At 69.8% G+C, this 19811-nt stretch carries 19 protein-coding genes; 12 read left to right on the forward strand and 7 right to left on the reverse strand.

Translation table 11 applies throughout. The features are described from left to right. The first annotated feature begins 8 nt into the window (after positions 1–8). Both AB0M02_RS24250 and AB0M02_RS24255 read left to right on the forward strand, forming a co-directional pair. A complete protein-coding gene (locus tag AB0M02_RS24250; RefSeq protein ID WP_364230249.1) occupies positions 9–668 on the forward strand; it encodes a uridylate kinase in 660 nt (219 codons plus the stop codon). Further along, positions 665–1099 (forward strand): hypothetical protein, encoded by a 435-nt coding sequence (locus AB0M02_RS24255; protein WP_364230251.1) that lies wholly within the window; start codon positions 665–667, stop codon positions 1097–1099. Before AB0M02_RS24250 ends, AB0M02_RS24255 begins: the two co-directional genes overlap by 4 nt. 4 nt (positions 1100–1103) lie before the next feature. Here AB0M02_RS24255 and AB0M02_RS24260 read toward each other — a convergent pair whose 3' ends face one another. Then, a complete protein-coding gene (locus AB0M02_RS24260) occupies positions 1104–2237 on the reverse strand; it encodes a hypothetical protein (RefSeq protein WP_364230253.1) in 1134 nt (377 codons plus the stop codon). Between the two features lie 214 nt (positions 2238–2451). Beyond that, entirely contained in the window at positions 2452–4092 is a 1641-nt protein-coding gene (locus AB0M02_RS24265) for a cellulose binding domain-containing protein (protein WP_364230256.1), read from the reverse strand. Positions 4093–4414: 322 nt separating this feature from the next. Here AB0M02_RS24265 and hppD point away from each other — a divergent pair, with 322 nt between their 5' ends. From hppD to fahA, 4 genes are read left to right on the forward strand one after another with little or no spacing between them, the layout of a single operon-like run. Continuing rightward, on the forward strand, positions 4415–5620 hold the full coding sequence (gene hppD, locus AB0M02_RS24270; protein ID WP_364230258.1) for a 4-hydroxyphenylpyruvate dioxygenase: 1206 nt from the start codon (positions 4415–4417) through the stop codon (positions 5618–5620). Positions 5621–5631: 11 nt separating this feature from the next. Then, complete coding sequence (locus tag AB0M02_RS24275) at positions 5632–6837, forward strand: cupin domain-containing protein (RefSeq protein ID WP_364230260.1); 1206 nt, start codon at positions 5632–5634, stop codon at positions 6835–6837. Beyond that, entirely contained in the window at positions 6834–7598 is a 765-nt protein-coding gene (locus AB0M02_RS24280; protein ID WP_364230263.1) for a hypothetical protein, read from the forward strand. Before AB0M02_RS24275 ends, AB0M02_RS24280 begins: the two co-directional genes overlap by 4 nt. Then, a complete protein-coding gene (gene fahA / locus AB0M02_RS24285) occupies positions 7595–8761 on the forward strand; it encodes a fumarylacetoacetase (RefSeq protein ID WP_364230265.1) in 1167 nt (388 codons plus the stop codon). The genes AB0M02_RS24280 and fahA overlap by 4 nt, the downstream gene beginning before the upstream one ends. A 157-nt stretch (positions 8762–8918) precedes the next feature. On the opposite strand, the gene AB0M02_RS24290 is transcribed toward fahA, so the two are convergent. Next, on the reverse strand, positions 8919–10112 hold the full coding sequence (locus AB0M02_RS24290) for an MFS transporter (RefSeq protein ID WP_364230266.1): 1194 nt from the start codon (positions 10110–10112) through the stop codon (positions 8919–8921). A gap of 78 nt (positions 10113–10190) precedes the next feature. Here AB0M02_RS24290 and AB0M02_RS24295 point away from each other — a divergent pair, with 78 nt between their 5' ends. After that, positions 10191–10769 (forward strand): ABATE domain-containing protein, encoded by a 579-nt coding sequence (locus tag AB0M02_RS24295; protein ID WP_364230268.1) that lies wholly within the window; start codon positions 10191–10193, stop codon positions 10767–10769. Here the strand turns inward: AB0M02_RS24295 and AB0M02_RS24300 are convergent. Further along, the gene (locus AB0M02_RS24300) at positions 10766–11290 is read right to left on the reverse strand and encodes a hypothetical protein (RefSeq protein ID WP_364230271.1); all 525 of its coding nucleotides are present in this window, start codon (positions 11288–11290) and stop codon (positions 10766–10768) included. The genes AB0M02_RS24295 and AB0M02_RS24300 overlap by 4 nt on opposite strands. A 215-nt stretch (positions 11291–11505) precedes the next feature. On the opposite strand from AB0M02_RS24300, the gene AB0M02_RS24305 reads away from it, so the two are divergent. Genes AB0M02_RS24305 through AB0M02_RS24320 form a run of 4 tightly spaced genes read left to right on the forward strand, consistent with a single transcriptional unit; the run spans position 11506 to position 13776 of the window. Then, the gene (locus AB0M02_RS24305; RefSeq protein WP_364230566.1) at positions 11506–12456 is read left to right on the forward strand and encodes a GTPase; all 951 of its coding nucleotides are present in this window, start codon (positions 11506–11508) and stop codon (positions 12454–12456) included. A gap of 1 nt (position 12457) precedes the next feature. Next, the gene (locus AB0M02_RS24310) at positions 12458–12745 is read left to right on the forward strand and encodes a hypothetical protein (RefSeq protein WP_364230273.1); all 288 of its coding nucleotides are present in this window, start codon (positions 12458–12460) and stop codon (positions 12743–12745) included. An 11-nt stretch (positions 12746–12756) separates the two neighbouring features. Continuing rightward, the gene (locus AB0M02_RS24315) at positions 12757–13161 is read left to right on the forward strand and encodes a hypothetical protein (protein ID WP_364230275.1); all 405 of its coding nucleotides are present in this window, start codon (positions 12757–12759) and stop codon (positions 13159–13161) included. Between the two features lie 45 nt (positions 13162–13206). Continuing rightward, the gene (locus AB0M02_RS24320) at positions 13207–13776 is read left to right on the forward strand and encodes a hypothetical protein (RefSeq protein ID WP_364230277.1); all 570 of its coding nucleotides are present in this window, start codon (positions 13207–13209) and stop codon (positions 13774–13776) included. A 162-nt stretch (positions 13777–13938) separates the two neighbouring features. On the opposite strand, the gene AB0M02_RS24325 is transcribed toward AB0M02_RS24320, so the two are convergent. The 3 genes from AB0M02_RS24325 to AB0M02_RS24335 all read right to left on the reverse strand — a co-directional run bounded on the left by AB0M02_RS24325 (position 13939) and on the right by AB0M02_RS24335 (position 17324). After that, positions 13939–15552, reverse strand: coding sequence for an RICIN domain-containing protein (locus AB0M02_RS24325; protein ID WP_364230280.1), 1614 nt, complete (start codon positions 15550–15552; stop codon positions 13939–13941). Between the two features lie 246 nt (positions 15553–15798). Continuing rightward, positions 15799–16485: a lytic polysaccharide monooxygenase gene (locus tag AB0M02_RS24330; RefSeq protein ID WP_364230281.1), complete on the reverse strand. Its 687-nt coding sequence runs from the start codon at positions 16483–16485 to the stop codon at positions 15799–15801. Positions 16486–16586: 101 nt separating this feature from the next. Beyond that, positions 16587–17324 carry a maleylpyruvate isomerase family mycothiol-dependent enzyme gene (locus AB0M02_RS24335; RefSeq protein ID WP_364230283.1) on the reverse strand — a complete coding sequence of 246 codons (738 nt, stop codon included), beginning with the start codon at positions 17322–17324 and terminating at the stop codon, positions 16587–16589. A gap of 93 nt (positions 17325–17417) precedes the next feature. Here AB0M02_RS24335 and AB0M02_RS24340 point away from each other — a divergent pair, with 93 nt between their 5' ends. Continuing rightward, positions 17418–19730: a sialidase family protein gene (locus AB0M02_RS24340; protein ID WP_364230285.1), complete on the forward strand. Its 2313-nt coding sequence runs from the start codon at positions 17418–17420 to the stop codon at positions 19728–19730. Positions 19731–19811 lie beyond the last annotated feature (81 nt).

Raw genomic sequence — 19811 nt, forward strand, 5'->3', positions numbered from 1 at the left:
GGCGGGACATGCACCAAGGAAACCGGGGCGAACTGCTGGCTCACCTGGCTGAGGCAGTCGGGTCCGTCACAGTCGCGCACCCGACGCGGGTCGCAGTCGACGGGGCGCCGGCCGCGGGCAAGATCACACTCGCCGACGAGTTGGCCGCTGTCCTGCGCGCACGGGGACGCGACGTCATCCGCGCGACGATCGACGACTTCCTCGTCCCCCGGGCACGGCGTTATCCGCGTGGCGAGTTCTCCGCCGAGGGCTGCTACTTTGACACCCACGACTACGGCGCGCTGACCCGCGTCCTGCTGGATCCGCTCGGGCCCGGCGGCGACCGGCGCATCCAGCACGCGGTCTACGACCACGCGGCCGACACCGTCCTGTCCCCGGCGGTCACGACTGCTCCGGCCGGCGCTGTTCTGCTCTTCGACGGGGTCTTCTTGCTGCGCCCGGAACTGTTCGACCGCTGGGACCTGCGCGTCTTCGTGTCGATCGCACTGGAGAAGACCGTGGACCGCGCCGTTGTCCGGGAACGCCGCGCCGACGTCGAACGACGGTGGCGTGAGCGTTACATCCCCGCCCAGCGGCTGTATCTCGCTACCGCCCATCCCGCGGATCACGCCGACATCGTCGTGCACAACGACGACCCCCAGCAGCCGCGGTGGGAGATGCGAGGATGAGCGGGACTTTCTCGAGGAGGATCGCCGTGGTGGTCGTGCAGAACGCCGGGAAGCCCCGCGGTGCCCTCCGGCACGGGCTGGCGGTGACGATCTTCGGGTTGCTGGCCGCTTACGGCGTCGCCGGCGTGTTTGCCGGGGCATACGCGCTGGCCGTGCCCATGCTCGTTGCCGGGGTCGCGGGTTCGGCCGGTGCGATCGTCATCACCCTGTCGATCCTGCGGTGGCGCGGGCTGGGTGTGCAGCGCGCGGCTCGCCTCGGCATGGCCGTGGCCGCGCTGGTGACCGTGGCGGTCGGTGTCGCCCTCGCCCCGGCTGGTTGGGAGCGCGGTTTCGTCATCGCGGTCGACACCGGCACCGGCGTCCTGCTGGCCCTCTTCGCGGCCTTCGCCGGCGAGAGCGGCAAGGAAGCCGCGGAGAGCGGCAGATCCTGATCGCTCAGTCCTCGGCGATCGTCAGCTCGCCGATGCCCGCGGCGGCGTCGATGTCCAGGCCGGCCGCGTCGTCCAGGTCGCCGTTGCGGATCGTCTCGCCGCCGCCGGTGCCGCCGTTCTCCCGGCCGTAGACGATGATGTTCCCGGCGCCCCGCCCGACGTTGATTTTCACGGGTACGCGTTCCGCCGTCTCGATCCGCCACCTGTTGACCCCGCCGGTCATCCGGATCGGCAGCGTCTGTGACAGGCGGCCGAGCGAGACGTCGAAGCGTTCCGCCCCGCCGTCCAGGTCGAGCCGGCTCACCGAGCCGCCGTCCAGGTCGAAGGTGCCGAGGCGGACACCGGCGTTGAGTTGCACGTGCCAGACCACGTCGGCATTGAGCAGCACGTCCAGTTCCCCGGACCCGTCGCCGGACGACTCCGTCTCCACCCGCAGCACGCCGTTGCGGAACGTCGTGTCCACGTCCAGGCCGGAGTCGGCGGGCGTGGTGACCTGGAACGCCCTGTCGTCCAGGTCGGTGATGCGGACCGAGAGTTCGGTGACGCCGTCGGCCAGCTCGAAGCGGGCCCGCTCGGGCAGCGCGGGCTCGGCGGGTGCGGTGGTCGGTTTCGTCGTCGGCGGGGGTGTGGTCGTCGGGGCCGCGCTCGACGGTGCGGTCGTGGACGGTGCGACCGAGGCGGGGTCCGGCGGCGGCGCTACCGACGGCGCGGGCGGAGGCGCCTGCGGGAAGGTGGCCTGGGGTTGTTCCATGGTCCGCTGGGTCAGCAGGATCGTGCCGCCGACGATCACCAGGGCGAGCAGCCCGGTGAGCAGGACCGGGCGGCGCAGCCAGGGCCGGTCCGAAGTGGTGACGGGCCCGGCGCCGCGGGGGACGGTGCGGCGATGCGCGGACGGGGGCAGCAGCACCTGCCAGCCGGGCTCCTGCGCCGCCTTCTCCCGCTCCGCGCGGATCCGCTGCGGAGAGTCCGGCCAGTAGTCGGAGATGTTCGGCAGTTTGACGCCGGGTTCAGGCGAGGGTGCGGGCGAGGGAGAGGGGTCGTTGCCGGTGACATATCCGGCGATCCGGAGAACCGGGGGTTCGTCTCTGTCGTGGTCGCCCGAGCCCACCCGCTCCACACGCGTCTCCTTGCGGCGCATCGATGATTCCCCGTGGAAGGTCCGACTACGCACAGTACTCGGTCGGGTTGGCAATCTGTCAATAGAGAGCGAAATGGAAGTGGGTGAACGTTCACATATTAACTTAGAGTGTTTGCTTGGTGACAAAAATCAGCGCACACGGAGCCTTGGCGTGTGCGCTGATCGCCCGGGGCTGTGGGAGGGCCCGGTCCAGTCGGGTCCTCCCACAGCCGGTTCAGGTGGCGGTGCAGGACGGCGTCATGGTGCCGCCCGTGCCGGTGGCCTGGAAACCGACCTCGGTCGATCCTCCGGCCGTCAGCCGCCCGTTGTAGGAGACGTTGCTCAGCTGGACCGCCCCGGTGGTACCGGACCGGTTCACGTTCCACGAGTTGGTGATCGTCGTGCCGGCCGGAAGCGTCAGCCCGACACTCCACCCGTTGATCGCCGACGACCCCGCGGTAATCCTGATCGTCGCCACGAACCCGCCGTTCCACGAGTTCAGCGACACGGTTGCCGAACAGCCGCCGGGCGGGTTGGACGGGCCGGGTGAAGACGGGCCGGGCGAGGACGGCGACGGTGACGGCGACGACGGCGGCGGGTCCCACGGCGACGGCGAGGCGGGACTGCTGGGCGTGGTGGGAGTCAGCGTCGGTGTCTGCCAGTCCCGCCACTCGGCCAGGTTCCCGGCCGCGCGGCTGGAGATCCGGATGGTGCCGGGATCGTTGCCGGTACGCAGCAGATACTTGCGGATGTGCTGCTGGAGCGGCGTGGTCCACTCCGGGCGTACCGCGCAGTGGCTGCCGTTCTGGATGTCCGACCAGTAGGTGATGTTGGCGCCCGCGCCGAGTGCCTTGTAGACCTCGGCGCCACCCAGGGCGGCGACGCTGGCCGAGCGCGGTCCCAGGTTCGCGATGTGCGGGTTGTCCATGATGAACAGGCCGCGTGGCGCGATCATCGCGACCACCGAGTGGGTGTCGACCGGGAGCCGGGTGGGGCTGCCGGTGAACGACCCGAACGCGTCGCCGAGCCAGGGCTGCTCACCGTACGCGCTGCTCAGGCTCTGCGCGCCCTCGCCCGGAATGCCGCGATAGATGGGCACGCCGGCGCTGCCCGACTCGATCGGCATGGTCAGCGCGATCCGCTGGTCGAAGGCGCCGACCGCGAACGCGCCCTTGCCGAACCGCGAGCACCCGGACACGCCGATGTCGGCCCGCAGGATCGAGCCTCCGGACTGCTCGATGACGTCGATGATCCGGCTGACGCCCCACGACCATGCCGCGAGCAGGCCGGTCGTGCTGGTGTTGCCGTAGATGCTGTAGAACGCGCCCTGCTTGTTGTTGCGAGGCGTGCCCTCACGGCCGACCGAGTACGGGTCGTAGTTGATCACGGCCGCACCCGCGGACCGGATCGTGGAGGTGTCGGCGCCGAACCCGCCGAGGACGACGACGGCCGGGAACGGGCCGGTGCCGCTGGGCAGGCTCACCGATGCCGAGAAGCTGGACGTACGCCCCTGGTGCGACACGTTCACGGTGATCGAGCTGCTGGAGACGGTGCCGCTGACGGTCTGCGGCTTCGGCGGCTTCTCGCCGTACACGAACTTCTCGGCCAGTTTCTTGATCTCGTTGCGCCGGCAGGTCCAGTCGCCTGTAGTGGTGATCCGGGAGCCGCTCAGCCGCAGGAACGGATCGGGCAGCCGGGCGTTGGTGGGCAGGGCGCCGGCGTCGGGGAGCGCGGGCGCGGGACAGTTGGCACCTTCGTCCTCGACCGCGGCGGCTGCCGAGGCGGGGGTGGCGCTGGGGATGGCGACGGCGAACAGGCCTGCCGCGGCGAGTACCGCGGCGGCCAGTGCCGTCACCGTGGAACGGGCGGTGATCACTGGAACTCTCCTTCCGGGAGAGGCGGGGACAGCGATCGAGCAGGCCTCCAGCTTGGAGAAGCGCATCGGTACATGTCAATGATTCGCGGAAGTTTCGAATCGATGAAAGCCGAATTGGCTGGTCATCGCAGTTGGCAACTTCCGAAACTTCCGGCTGGTGAACGAAACGGCAGCATGTTGGACAATTTGTTCAGTCGATCTGGCAACATGTGCGGAGATCTGAGCAACCTGCTAGGCAAAAACCCTGCGTGTTGTGCAACACAGGGTCCCCAGCCAAAGCTGGAACCCGTCAGCCGTCCAGCTGAAGGGGGAGACCAGCACCATGTCCATCAATGACACGCTCACCGACGCCGAGCGTCTCGCCGAGCTCGACCTCGACACGCTCAAGCAGCTCGTGGGCCTCGTCGAGTACGACTCCGGCAGCGACCCGTTCCCGGTGACCGGCTGGGACGCGATCGTGTGGGCCGTCGGGAACGCCACGCAGACCGCGCACTTCTTCCAGTCGGCGTTCGGGATGGAGCTCGTCGCGTACTCGGGCCCGGAGACCGGCAACCGCGACCACATGTCGTACGTGCTGAAGAGCGGCGCCGTCCGCTTCGTGATCCAGGGCGGGGTGGATCCGGACAGCCCGCTCATCGCGCACCACACCCGGCACGGCGACGGCATCACCGACATCGCCCTGGAGGTGCCGGACGTCGACAAGTGCGTCGAGCACGCACGGGCGCAGGGCGCCACCGTCCTGGAGGAGCCGCACGACGTCTCCGACGACAACGGGACCGTGCGGGTGGCGGCGATCGCGGCGTACGGCGACACCCGGCACACGCTGGTCAACCGGGACCACTACCACGGCCCCTACCTGCCCGGGTACGTCGAGCGCACCTCCTCGTTCCGCAAGCGCGACGGCGCCCCGAAGCGGGTGTTCCAGGCCCTCGATCACATCGTCGGCAACGTCGAGCTCGGCAACATGGACGAGTGGGTCGACTTCTACAACCGGGTCATGGGCTTCACGAACATGGCCGAGTTCATCGGCGACGACATCGCCACCGACTACTCGGCGCTGATGTCGAAGGTTGTCGCCTCCGGCAACCACCGGGTCAAGTTCCCGCTCAACGAACCGGCCCTGGGCAAGAAGAAGTCGCAGATCGACGAGTACCTGGAGTTCTACCGCGGCCCGGGCGCCCAGCACCTGGCCCTCGCCACCAACGACATCCTGCGCACCGTCGACGTGCTGCGCGCCGAGGGCATCGAGTTCCTCAACACCCCGGACTCCTATTACGAGGACCCCGAGCTGCGGGCCCGCATCGGCGAGGTACGGGTGCCGATCGAGGAGCTGCAGAAGCGCGGCATCCTGGTCGACCGCGACGAGGACGGCTATCTGCTGCAGATCTTCACCAAGCCGATCGGTGACCGGCCTACGGTGTTCTTCGAGTTCATCGAACGGCACGGCTCGCTCGGCTTCGGCAAGGGCAACTTCAAGGCGCTCTTCGAGGCGATCGAGCGCGAGCAGGAGCGGCGCGGGAATTTCTGACGGAGGCTCTGATGGCGCACTACCAGCGGGCCGGTGAGATCCCGGCCAAACGGCACACCCAGCACCGTGACGCGGCCGGATCCCTCTACTACGAGGAGCTGATGGGCGAGGAGGGCTTCTCGTCCGACTCGTCGCTGCTCTATCACCGGCACGTCCCGTCGGCCGTGGTCGACGCCCGCATCTGGCAGCTGCCCGATCAGTCGACCGCCGCCAACCATCCGCTGCTGCCCCGGCACCTGAAGCTGCACGACCTGTTCGAGGGCCAGGAGTGGAAGTCCGCCGACGCGGTACGCGACCGCCGTCTCGTGCTCGGCAACGCCGACGTCCGGATCAACTACGTGGTCGCCGGAACCTCGTCCCCGCTGTACCGCAACGCCACCGGCGACGAGTGCGCGTACATCGAGGCGGGTTCCGGCACCGTGGAGACGGTCTTCGGCGACCTGGACGTGGCGAGCGGCGACTACGTGATCATCCCGCGCGCCACCACGCATCGCTGGGTGCCGTCCGGAGACGGGCCGCTGCGGCTCTACGTCATCGAGGCGAACAGCCACATCGCGCCGCCGAAGCGGTACCTGTCGCGGTACGGCCAGTTCCTCGAGCACGCTCCCTATTGCGAGCGCGACCTGCGTACCCCTGAAGCGCCCCGGACCGTCGACGAGCGCGACGTGGAGATCTACCTCAAGCACCGCGGAGATGGCCCGGCCGGCCTTGCCGGATCGGTGCACGTGACACCCCATCACCCGTTCGACGTGGTCGGCTGGGACGGCTGCCTTTACCCCTACGTGTTCAACATCGCCGACTTCGAGCCGATCACCGGGCGGATCCACCAGCCGCCGCCGGTGCACCAGGTGTTCGAGGGGAACAATTTCGTCATCTGCAACTTCGTGCCGCGCAAGGTCGACTACCACCCGCTCGCCGTGCCGGTGCCCTACTACCACTCGAACGTCGACAGCGACGAGGTGATGTTCTACGTCGGCGGCGACTACGAGGCCCGCAAGGGCTCCGGCATCAACGTCGGCTCGGTCTCGCTGCACCCCGGCGGCTATCCGCACGGCCCGCAACCGGCCGCGATCGAGGCCAGCCTGGGCGCCGAGCGCTTCGAGGAACTGGCCGTCATGGTCGACACGTTCCGGCCGCTGGGACTCGGCGAGGCGGGGCAGGTGTGCGACGACGGCGTCTACGCCTGGACCTGGGCCGGCCGGGGACCACGATCGTGAACGCGCTGTTCCGCGGCCTCTTCGACGACGCGGCGATCTTCCCGCCCGGCGACCTGCCGATGATCGGGGCGGTCGCGGCGCACCGCAAGCGGCAGTCGTCGCCGATCGCGCCGTTGCTCGGCCCGTTCGTGTGCTCGCTGGCGCGCTGGGACGAGCTGGCCGAGGCGGCGGCCGGTGGTCCGGCGCTCGCCGTGTCGCTCACCCTTCCGGGTCCGGATTCGATCGTTCCGTCGGCGCCCGGCGTCGACGTGGTCGCGATCGAGGTGCCGGGGCACGCTGAGCGGGGCGCCGCCATCACCTACGTGGAGCTGCCCTGCGCGGAGATCACCGTGCCCCGGGCGGCGGCCTTGGCGGCCCAAGACCTTCGTTTGAAGATCAGGACCGGAGGGGTACGGGCGGAAGCGTTCCCGTCCGAGCCGGAGCTCGCGGGTGCCCTGTGGTCGGCGGTGCGCGGCGGTCTCGCGTTCAAGCTGACCGCCGGCCTGCACGACCCGGTCCGGCACCGCGACCCGGTGACCGGTTTCGAACATCACGGGTTCCTCAACGTGCTGCTGGCTACCGCCCGCGCCCTGCAGGGTTACGACATCGAGAGGACCCTCGCGGACCAGGACACCGAACGGGTCGTCCGGGCGGTCGCGGCGCTCGACGAGCCGTTCGCCGGCCTGATCCGCCGCCATTTCGTCAGTTTCGGAACGTGCAGCATCACCGAACCGGTCGACGGCCTGCTGAGCCACGGACTACTACCGGAGGAAATGCGTTGACCACGGGTCATGCGTACGGCGTTTTCAGCACTCCCGCCGATCCGCGCAAACGGGTGGGCGTGTCCGCCGGCGAGAACATTATCGACCTGGCTTCCGCCGTACGAAATCTCGCTCCGGAATTGACCCCGCACGTGGCCGGGCCGTCGCTCGATGCCCTGCTCGCCGCCGGGCCGCAGGCCTGGGCGGAGGTGTACGCGACCGTGACGTCCTGGCTCACGTCCTCCCGCGACCGGATCGAACCGTATCTGGTGCCCAGCGCTTCGCTGCACCTGCCGTTCTCGGTCGCGGACTACGTGGACTTCTACGCCTCCGAGCAGCACGCGACGAACCTGGGCCGGATGTTCCGGCCGGGACAGGACCCGCTCACACCGAACTGGAAGCATCTGCCGATCGGCTACCACGGCCGGGCCGGCACGGTGATCGCCTCCGGCACCGGCGTGGTGCGGCCGAGCGGCCAGCGGCGCAGCCCCTCCGGTGAGATCACTTTCGGACCGTCGCAGCGCCTGGACATCGAGGCCGAGCTGGGTTTCGTGGTCGGTATGCCGTCGGCGCTCGGCCAGCCGGTCGGCCTGGAGGAATTCGAGCAGCACGTTTTCGGGGTGTGCCTGGTCAACGACTGGTCGGCCCGCGACATTCAAGCCTGGGAATACGTTCCGCTCGGCCCGTTCCTCGGCAAATCGTTCGCCACGTCGATCTCGCCGTGGGTGGTTCCGCTCGCGGCCCTTTCGGCGGCCCGCGTCTCCCCGCCGCCGCGCACCGAGCCGTTGCTGCCCTATCTCGACGACGAGAAAACGGCGCCGTGGGGACTCGACGTGCGATTCGAGGTGCGGCTCAACGGTCATGTGGTGTCGCGGCCGCCGTTCGCCTCCATGTACTGGACCGGCGCCCAGATGCTCGCGCATCTCACCGCGAACGGCGCTTCGCTGCGAACGGGCGACCTCTACGCCTCCGGCACGGTCAGCGGGGAGGGCGCGGACCAGCGTGGCTCGCTGATCGAGTTGTCGTGGGGCGGGCAGGAGCCGCTGTCACTGCCCGACGGCTCCACCCGAACCTTCCTGTCCGACGGCGACGAGGTCGTCATCTCGGCGACCGCTCCCGCCCCCGACGGCACGTTGCTCACCCTGGGCGAGGTCCGCGGCCACATCCTCCCCGCCAGCCCCTGACCGCCCCACCCCGCCCTGGCCGCTCCACCCCGCCCTGCCCTGCCCGCTTCCGCCCCGCCCTGGCCGCTCCACCCCGCCCTGACCGCTCCGCGCCCGCCGTCCCGCGATGATCCGCGCGCGCCCCGCGGACTCCCCCGATCTTGGGCGGCACGGCCGGCTATGGACGGTTCGCGGGGGCAAGGTCTGGGAGGTGCGGGTCTGGAAGGTGCGGGGACAGGTGGGGGAGGCGGCGCTCGCCGAGGGCGAGGGTCAGGGCGACGAGGCTGAGCACGGCGCCGGCCAGCACCGTGATGTGGACGCCGAGGCTCGGCAGCAGGAGGCCGCCGGCGAAGGCGCCCGCCGTGATGCCGACGTTGACCGCGGCGGAGAGGGCGGCCGCGGCGAGGTCGGAGCGCCCCGGTGCCACCCTGAGGACGAGGCCGCCGAGCCCGGCGGTGAACGCGGCGAAGGCCAGGCCGGCCACCGCGATCAGGGTGACCGCCGCCGCGGGGTGATGACCGAAAAAGTACAGCCCAAGCAGCGCCACTGACTGCAGCGCCACGGTGGCGATCAAAACCAGCCACGGGTTGCGGTCCACCAGGGGGCCGGCGGCCAGCACGCCGAGCACGCTCGCGATGCCCCGGGCGAGGAGGACGGCGCCGACCGACGCGGCGGGCAGACCGCTGATCTCGGTGATGAAAAGAGCCACAAAGGTGTACGCGACGATCGCGCCGGCCGTCGTCAGCACCGCCACTGCGACCAGCAGCCGGAAGCGGCGGGAGTCGGGCGCCGTGCCCCGGGCCGCGTGGCCCTGCTCTGGCCGTGCCGAGGGCAGCAGCGCGGCCACCACGGCGAGCACGACCACGCCGAGTCCGGAGACGGCCAGGAACGACGCCCGCCAGCCGGCCTGTGAGCCGAGCCAGGTGCCCGCGGGCACGCCCAGGACCAGTGCGATGTTGCCACCGGCGAACACGACGGCGACCACCCGCCCGCGCAGCTCGGGCCGGAACAACTCGGCCGCGGCCGGCACCACGACCGCCCAGAACAGGGCATGGGTGGCGGCCGTCGCGACCCGCGCCGCGAGGAGCAGCGCGAGCGTGCCCGTCAGCACGGTGACCGCGTTGCTGACCACGAAACCGGCCAGGAGCAGCGAGAGCAGCCGCCGCCGGGGAACACCACGGACCGCGGCCGTCAGCGGCACCGACGCGATCATCACCACCGCCCCGTACACCGTGACGAGCATGCCCACCTGCGACGGCGACACGTCCAGGTCCGCGGCCATCGGCAGCAGCAGCCCGACCGGCAGCGCCTCGGCCGTCGTGTAGAGGAACGTTCCGCCGGCCAGTCCGATCAGGGCACCCACCGCGCGCATGGTGTTACCTCCTAAACGTCTTATGGTAGAAACGCTAGGCGGGGCTCCCGGCCGAGTCAACTGGTAAAGTGCGTTTTGATGGAAACAGCAGATGTCACGCGGATGCGCCTGGTCGGCGGCAACCCCGCCCTGGACTTCCTCAACACCCGCACCGGCCCGGACGACGACGTACTCCTGGGCTATCCCGAGCTGGTCGCGTGGGCCGTGTACGCCGGAGTCCTGACCGAGACACTCGAGCACGACGACCCGGACGGCGCCCAAGCCGTCTTCACGCGGGCGCTGGCCACTCGCGACTACCTGGACGAGATCTTCCGCCCCCTCGCCGCCGGCGCCGACCCGAGCCCGGCCGCCCTGACCCGCCTCCGCGACGACGAGGCGGACGCGCTCGCCCACGCGAGCCTGGAGCGGGGGAGCGCTTTCGTCTGGTCGTGGCGGGAGGACCGGTCGCTCGCGCGGCCGCTGCGGCCCGTGATCCACGCGGCGGTCGGGCTGCTCACCGCGGGCGCGCTGGAGCGCATCAAGGGTTGTGGCGGCTGCGGCTTCCTCTTCCACGACGAGAGCAAGAACCGCAGCCGCCGCTGGTGCAGCATGGAGGACTGCGGAACGGACGCGAAGATGCGGCGTTACGTCGTGGCCCGCCGCGCGCGCTCGGCCTAGACCTGGATCAGTCGCTCATAGGTGTTGCCCTCCGGGGTGAAGATCAGGTCGAACTCCCTGCCGGCCCCGGTGGCGACCGCATGCAGCCGCGCGAGGACGTCGGCCTCGGACGGCAGATCCAGGCCCAGCACGGCCGCCGCACGGTCGCGCTGGGCGAACAGGTCGGGGATGTCCTGCTGATAGTCGGCCGCCAGCTCGCGGCTCTCCTCCGCGGTGAACGCCTGACAGTCCCGCCACCACGGCGCGACCAGCAGCAGCTGCAGCAGCTCCGGCAGCCCGATCGCCACGAGAGCCGCCCCGCCCTCGGAGTCCGCATAGAGGACCGGGCGCTCCTCGCCGCCGTCGCCGCAGAAGAAGAACGTCCCACCGGCACCATCACCCGCGAACCCCTCGAGCGCCGCACCCGACGCGAGATGCACCGGCTCCACGTGGTCGCTGCGTTCCAACTCGAAGTCACCCGGCCAGCAGAGATAGCCGGCAACGTCGTCGTGCTCGGCAATAACGGTGATCAGCGATCGCATGCGCCGCACAGTAGACCCCGGGTCCGACAACTCGCGCCACCGATCGGCCACCGGCCGGCGGCGAGTGTCGGTACATCATGGACGATCGTCGCCGCTCGCCGACCGGGGCTCCTCTCCACATGAGACATACGTGTGCGGGCGGCACCACGAATGATGATTGTCGAATAACGCGCCGTTTCTAAGCTGTTCGCATGTCCGACATGGTGCGCGGGTTCATGAATGCATTTCGAGATGGAATAAGACAGGACTCCTCCATCGACGCCGAAAGCAGAGAACAGGTCATACGCGAAGTCGACCGGGCCTACGAACACGAACCGCCGCCCACTCTCGCCTTCATCGGCGAGGCCGGCGTCGGAAAGTCGACAACGGTGAACTCGCTATTCAACGCGGGTCAGGAGGTCGGCCATTTCCGGCCGACCACGCTGGCGGTGGAAGGGTTCGAGGTCTACGCCACGGTGGACCACATCCGCGGCAGCCGTGGTGACCTGCGGGTGATCGACATGCCCGGCGTCGGGGACGACGTCGCCAACTACGAGTCCTATCTGCGGCTCTACCTGGAGACCCTGCCGCGTGCGGACGCGATCCTCTGGGTGCATCCCGCCCCGGACCGGATGGTCGCGTTCATGCAGCAGGTGTTGCACGACCTGGTGCGGCACGCGCCGGACCTGCGGGAGCGCATCGTCTTCGGCCTGAACAAGGCGGACGAGATGGGCCCGGGCAACTGGAACCCGCACAGCAACACCCCGTCCAGCGACCAGGTGCGGAACCTCGAGGAACGCGTCAAGGAGTTCACCAGGAGCATCAAACCGCACGTCAACACCAGGAAGCCGGCCGTGGTGGCCTACTCGGCGCTGCGCCGGTACAACCTCGCGACGCTGTTCCGCACGGTGATGGAGGCGGTGCCGAAGCCCCGCCGGTGGGTCCTGGAGAGCCGGATGGACCTCGCCAACTTCATCGACCTGGTCGACCGCGGGCTGCTTCACGCGGCGGCGTCGATGCGCGGCCCGGCACCCACGGCGCCGGGCGCGGCCCCGGTGGCGGCACAACCCACTCGGGTCACCTTCGACGAGTACCTCGACAGCCTCGGCGAGGCCGAGTACCGGGCTCTGGTGGCGGACCGGGCGCGGTTCAAGGCCGTTCGCGACGATTGGGGGAAGCATGCCTGACGTGAATCCGGGGGACCCGACCTACGACGAGACGATCCGCAAGATCGCACAACTGATCCAGGCCGACGAGCGCGAGCGCGGCAAAATTCAGGAACTCTCCACGGAATCGTTCCGGGAATGGTTGAGCGACTTCGTCAATCAGGTGTCCCGTCAACTGGGCATCGGCGTCGCCAATCTGCAGTCGCTCATCGAGGACGTCTTCACCATCGGTCTGAACGCGGCCACCTCGTTCGTCCGGGGATACCAGGAGGCGTACGAAAAGGGCCGCCGCATCCAGAGGCTGCAATAACCGTGGCCTGGGTGCAGTTCCCGTTCCCGGAATGCCCGGCCTGCTCGACCTCGTGGGCGGTGAGCCGTCACCGCGGCTGCCGCCACCGGGGCTCGATGGAGGTCGAGCCCGACGCGCGCAGGGTCCGCTGCGACGGATGTTCCGAACAGTGGGCAGTCGGCGACACGAACTTCTACTGTTCGTGCGGCCGGCGCTTCAGCACCTCGGACGTCGACCACGCCATCGAGCAGATCCTCTTCTCGGCGCGGCTGCTCGCCGCGCTCATCGAGCGGCACAACGACGAACTGGCGCGGATCCGCCGTCAGGGACGTGAGTCGTTCCGGTCGTGGCTCAACTCCCTCGCCGAGAGGCTCGGCGGCAAGGCCGGCGCCGTGATGGGCCACGTCGTCGGCGCCGTGGTCCGCCTGCTCTTCTGATCTGCTGTCGCCACGGCATTCTCGCGTTCCCTCTAGGATCCAGCCATGCTCTTCGATCAAGCGCTCGACCGTGCTTTCGAACGGCACGGCGAGTCGCCGGAATATGAGCGGCTCGAACGGCTGGCCGCCTGGGCGGAGGGCCTGATCGTCCTGCTGGTCGCGCTCGTGGCGATCGGCGCCGGGCGGCTCGTCCGGGATCCGCTGATCGGCGCGGCTCGGGCACTCAGCGGCGGCACCTCGGCCGGCATGGCGGCCGCCGGGTGGCTGGTGGCGGTGGCGCCGTTCGCGGCGCTCGGGCTCGTTCTGCAGCGGACGCGGGGCATGGAGCGGCGGTACCGCGCGGCCTTCGGGATCGTGCCGGCGCTGCTGGCCGGAGTCCTGATCTGGTTCGCCCCGTTCAGCGGCCGCTACCTCGCCGGCGTGGTCAGCGGTCCGGGCGGCTCGGGCTTCGTCACCGGCCTGTACTGGGGGCTCGGCGTCGTGGCGCTGGCACTGCTGGCGACCCCGTTCGTGATCGCCATCGCGCGGTCGGCGGACCGGGCACAGACGATCACCGCCCTGTCGGCGGCGGTCGCCCTCATCTCCCTTGCGATCGCCGTGCTTCGAGCCTGGTAGCCGGCGCCCGGCCGGTCCCGGGCTGCCGCACGCCCGACGCCCGGTCTCGGGCTGCCGCACGCGCGACGGCCGGTCCGGGGCGCCGCACGCCTGGCCGGTCCCGGGCTGCCGCACGCCCGGCGGCCGGTCCGGGGCGCCGCATGCGCGACGCCCCGGACGGTCTCAGCACCAGGTGAGCGTCGAATTCGTCCGCGTCACGTTGCTGATCGTGTTGTTGCTGCCGGTGCACGGGCTCCACGTGATGTTCGTGTTGCTCACCGCCAGGTTCTGGAACCTGATGCCCGACGACGGCGCGAACTCGGTCCGCGACGAGATCCGCACCTCGCCACCGCCGCTGATCGTCCCCGACACCCCGGCGATCACGCCGTTGTAGCAGTTCTCCACCAGCACCGAGTTGTTCCCGGTGTTCGCGATGTCGACCCGGTCGATCGTGAACCCGCCGCTCTCCGACACGCAGAACACACCACGGCCACCACCGCGCGCCTTCACCGTGCCCACCTTGATGTTGTTCGGGTACGCGTCACCGACCCGCCCGTTCCGGTTGGCCATCCGGAACGCCGCGTAACCCGTGCCCGCACCCGCGTTGTCCGCGTCCACCGTGCCCACGGTCGCGTTGATCGTCTGGTTGAGCAGCAGACCCGACTCGCCGACACTGCGGGCCGTCACCGTCCCGATCGTGATGCCGTCGACTCCGTACGTCTCCACTGCATGCGACCCCGCGCCCTGCACGTACACGTTGTCAATGCGTACGTTGCGCGTCCACTCAGCAGTGTTGCCGCGATTGTCGATGCGTACACCCAGTCCACCTGTCAACCGCATGTCAACCTGTCCGAGATAGACGTTGCTGACGTTGCGCATGAAGATGCCGTAGATCGGCGCGCCGGTGACGTTGAGATAGGGCACCTCGATGTTGCTGACCCCGCGCGCGTAGATCGGCGCGTAGTCACCACTCCCCGAGCCGGTCACGTTGATCGTGCCGCAGACCGACAGCGACGTGTAGCTCGCCAGCGAGATCCGGCTGCCCGCGGTCATCGAGCCGTTGCCGCGGACCACCACACGCTGGATCGACGTGCGCCCGGCGGTCAGGCTGCCGATGCCCGCCTGCACCGCGGCGCGGAAGTCCGTGCCGCTGTAGACACTGCCCCCGGACGCGTTGCGAGCCGTCCAGGTGCTGCCGCTGACCGTCACCTCGGACTGGAACGTGCCCGTACCGCAGCCGCTCGTGCCACCACCGGTCGCCACCTGGACCATCTGCCAGCGCTGGTTGGCGCCGTCCAGGTCCTGGTACTGCGAGATGATCCCGCCGTCGGCCGTGGACCACTCCCACAGGTCGAGTGCCTTGCCGGTGTGCCGGTTGACGAACCGCACGTCACCGCCGGCCGAGTCCTTCAGCGTGAACTGCTGCCGCGTCGTACCGTTGTCGCTGTTCTGAATCAACTGGGTGCCGTCGGTGGCGTTCGGCATCTCCAGGAAGAGCCCGCTGTGCCGGCTCTTGATCTTGTACCATCCGCTGCCGGCGTCGACGAACTGCCACTGCTGCCAGTTGCCGTCGTTACGGGTGAACTGCGCGATGCCGGCACCGGCGTTGGTCGCGAGGTTGTAGACGTCCATCGCCTTGCCGCTGTGCCGGTTCACGAAGACGTACCAGGCCGCGGTGTTCACGGTCGCCGCGCTGGCCTGCTGCAGCCCGGCGACCGCACCGGCGCCGGCGAGCACGGCGACAACCAGTCCGGTGAGCACGCCGCGCCATCGGCGGCGCTTCTGAGGCGGGTTCATGTGGGGATCCTCCGCTTGGGGTGAGCGTTAACATTCGCGGCTGCCCTGGGGGTGGGCACACAGCCGCCACGTCAATATAGACGCTCATAGATGGATTGTGCGCGGTCACCCCATCAGTGGTCCCGCGAGCGCGAAAGGTTGCGCTCCGCTTCGGGAGAAAGACCAGACTCGGGTACGCGACGCGCGCGCCGAGGCGGCCCGCGAGCACCTGACCCTGCTTGCTCGCGAGCCGCCCCGCTCAGCCCGTCACCCGAAGGTCACGTCGGCACACCAGTAATAGACCTGGTCGGCGTGCCCGGCCTCCCACACCGTGTACACGACATGCCGCCCGGTCATGCCCGGCGCGCTCACCGGAATCTTCACCGACACACCGCCGAGCACCGGGTCGTTGGTGGTCTCCCCGACGCCCGGCCCGATCGGGCCGGTGTCCTTGAGCAGGACCAGATCGCTCCAGGACAGCCGCTGGGTCAGCGGGTTGAAGCCCTGCCTGCTCACGTAGACACGGAAGTACTTCGCGCCGTGCCGCGCCTGGTCGTGTGCCACCACGGTGAACGCCGACGCGTTCGGGATGCGGGTGGCGACCCAGTTGCCCGGCGTGTCGAGTGCCGAGTAACGGGTGCCGCCGGTGTTACCGGCGCTGCACAGGGTCCCGTTCGGAACGGCAGCCTGATGGTTGCCCCGCACGTTCTCCCGGTACAGGCTGTTCCAGTTCCACATGGCGGTGGTGTCGGCCTGCCACGCCTGCCAGCACATCGGGTCGACGGTCCGCATGGTCGGGTTCTGGAAGTCACTGCCCCAGCGTTTCCAGCAGCCGTAGTTGCGGGACGCCGGGTCGATCGTCGAGCCGTGTGCGAACGCCGCGCCGGCCGGTGAGCCCAGCAGGAGCAGCACCGCGGCCAGGGCGACGGTGAGGATGCGAAGTGGGGTGCGCATGGTGCCTCCAACACTCGGTGAAGGTCGTCGTCAATGACGCGGCTCCAGCGTCTGCCCCACCGGAAGACTCCCAAAGGCATCCAAGTCTGTCAATGTCCGGATCAGGTGTCGGCATAGTTGCGCAGCATCGCGAGGACCTCCGCACCGTGCGGCCCGGTGGTCTTCAGCCCCGACTCCGCGGGTGTCAGCCGCTGCGCACCCACCCGGCAGAACGCACCGCCCGGCCCGGCGATCACCGACTCGGCCCCCGGGTCCCCGAACTGCCAGGCCGAGCCGTCCGGGCCGTACAGGTCGCAGAACACCGGCGGAACCGCGCGGCCCGTCAGCCCGTACGCATAACGCAGCGTGCTGAAACCGAGCCAGGCGACGTGCCGCAGCCGGTCGGTGTCCGGCCACTCGATGCCGAACGGGATCGTGACGTCCAGCCCGTGCGCCCAGTGCTCGGCGAGCCGGGTCGTCGCCAGCGTCCGCGGCTTGACCGCCGACGCCACCCATCCGATCGGCTCCTGCGGGTCGGCGGCGCGCAACGCCCGCAGCGCCTCCCGGCGGCCGTCCCGCCACCGCTGGTAGATCTGATCAGGATCGGCCTGCTGCGCCCGGACCATGGCGTTCATCGCGTCGTCCACGTTGTCGCCGAACCGCCGCCAGTCGATCCAGGACGGGTCGCCGTGCACCGCCGCCGCGACCGCCTCCTCGGTCTGCGCCAGGTGCAGCACCACGTCCGCCACCGTCCATCCGGCGGCCGCCGAGTCGGTGAGCCACTGTTGCGGGGTGAGACCTCCCAGGACGGCGTCCAGCCGGTCCTGCTCGGCTTCCAGGTCGTCGATGACGTCGCTCATGGCAGCACACCTTCCGGTCCGTCGTCCCCACCCTAGTGCGGGAACGCATACGTGCTCCCATGGCAGGATGATCACTCCGACGGGGGAGGAAGTATGCGTTTATTGTTGGCTGCCGGGATGCTGGCGCTGATGGTGACACCGATGGCAGTCGCACCGGCGAACGCCGCGGCGGTGACCAAATCCGAGGTCGCCGGCCTGTCGCCGACCGTGCCCGCGCTGGTGCTCGGCGCGCCCGGCACGGCCTACGACCCGGCCGGGGACCCGCCCGCCTGGTACGCGATGGCCGACGCCTACGACTCGGGCACGGCGCAGAGCCCCACTCGCCCGGTCCGGGCCGGGTATTACACCCACTACGACGCGGACGGTCACGCCGAGAGCCGGCTCACGTCGGTCAACGGCGGGACGACGTTCACCGCGTCCACCGGTGATGCCCACGAGGCGGCGACCCGGCTCGACGACGGCCGGGTGCTGAGTGTCGGCTTCGCCGGGCAGGAAACCCCTGTGGGTTCCCCCGCGCGTCCTCAGCTGCGCGACATCAAGATCTTTTACTCGTCCGACGACGGCGCCACGTACGGCGCGGCCGTCCCCGCACAGATCAACATCGCTCCGCAGGCGTTCAACAACGCCACCGCGAACTTCTACCCCAACTCCCTGGTTCAGGTACCGGGAGGACCGGTGCTGATGGCCGGTTACGCGGTGACCGGCAGCATCTTCACCTCCTCGATGCTGCTCTCCAGCTTCGACCAGGGCCGCACCTGGGCTCTGCGCGCCACCCTCGGGCAGGGCAGCACCGCCCGTGGGTTCACCGAGACCGGCCTCGTCCTCGCCTCCAACGGCGACCTGGTCGCGGTGATGCGCACGTCCACCTACGACAACCTCTGGGTACGCCGGTCCACCACGGCCGGCACCACGTGGACCGGCTCGGCGGCGCCGATCGCCGAGTTCGCCGCCGACGCGAGCGGCAACCGTCCCTTCGGGCGGATCAACCCCCGGCTGTCCCTGCTGCCCAACGGGATCCTCGCGCTGGTGGCGGGCCGCCCGGACAACTTCGTGGCGCTGTCGTACGACGGCACCGGCCGCACCTGGGACGTGAAGCGCTCGTTCTACGACAACCACTCGGTGGCCGCACCCCAGAACCTGAACGAGGGCACCAGCGGCAACGCCGACCTCGCGTGGACCGAGGCGAACCGGGCCGTGCTGATGGCCGACTCGTGCCACGCCATTACCTACGAGGGCGCGCACTACAACAAGTGCACCTGGCACGGCGCGACCATGTCCGACGGCACCACCACGTACCAGGTCAAGCGGGTGCTCGCCGACATCCTGACCGCCGGCAGCGGCAAGATCGACCTGCGCGGCAAGGTGGCCGCCGGGACGGTGCAGCTCGGCGGGGACTACGGCACCGCGATCGCGGGCCACCCGCGTACCGGCAACCAGGGCGCTGTCGACGGCAGCAACGAGATGTGGTCGAGCGCGATCCGCTCCGGTGGCGCGGGCGTCTTCGACATCTCCCTCGACCGCGCCTACACCCTCTCCAAGGCGGGGCTCAGCCTCGCCATCGGCGGCATCGCGAACGCCACCGTGCAGACCCGGCTCACCACCGACGACGCGTGGTCCGACTGGTACAGCGTCACGAACCAGAGCGGGTACGCGCTGAAGTACACCACCCCGGCCACCTCCCGGACGGCGCGTTACGTGCGGGTGCTGGTCGGCGAGTCCTCGATCTGCCCGCCCGGCGTCACGGCGCCGTGCAGCCAGCTGAACGAGATCGAGCTGTACGCCGACGACGTGAACTCCTTCGAGAACGACCCGGTCAACGGCATCCCCCGCGGCTACTCGATCGACCGTACCGTTGACGACGCCGGCGTCGGTCACCTCGGCGTGTGGGTGAGCCAGACGACCTCGGGCAGCGGGAGCAGCCGGGTTCTGCGGATCGTCGACAGCAGCACCGTGCACCTGCCGGCGGCCCGCCGTATCGACTCCACCGCCACCACCAAGACGGTCGGCTTCCGCTTCCACCCCGATCAGTGGCGCACGACCGGCGCGGCCGGCTCCTCGGCACTGCTGTTCGACATCCTCACCAGCGCCGGCCAGGCGGCGTTCCACTTCGCGCTCACCCGCGAGGGAAACGTGCGATACCACGACGGAACCGCCTGGCGAGCCCTCGGCACGGGCCAGTCGTTCGACCCGTCGGCATCGTGCACGGGCGGCTGCGTCTGGACGGGCGTCGAGGTGCGGGCGACGACGACCACGGCCACGATCACCGTGAACGGCCAGACGATCGGCACGGCGACCCGCTTCGACGGCGGGACCACCGCGCTGACCGGCCATCAGTTCGCGGCGAGCAGTACCCCCGAGGCCGGCGAGAACTTCCTCGTCGACGACGTGTCCACCCGCAACGGCTGACCGCCGGTCGCGAGTCTCGTACCGAAGAAAGAGCCTGCCGGGTGGCAGCAAGATCTCCCACCACCCGGCAGGTGAAAAAGG

The sequence above is a fragment of the Actinoplanes sp. NPDC051861 genome, from assembly GCF_040681145.1.
Lineage (GTDB): Bacteria > Actinomycetota > Actinomycetes > Mycobacteriales > Micromonosporaceae > Actinoplanes.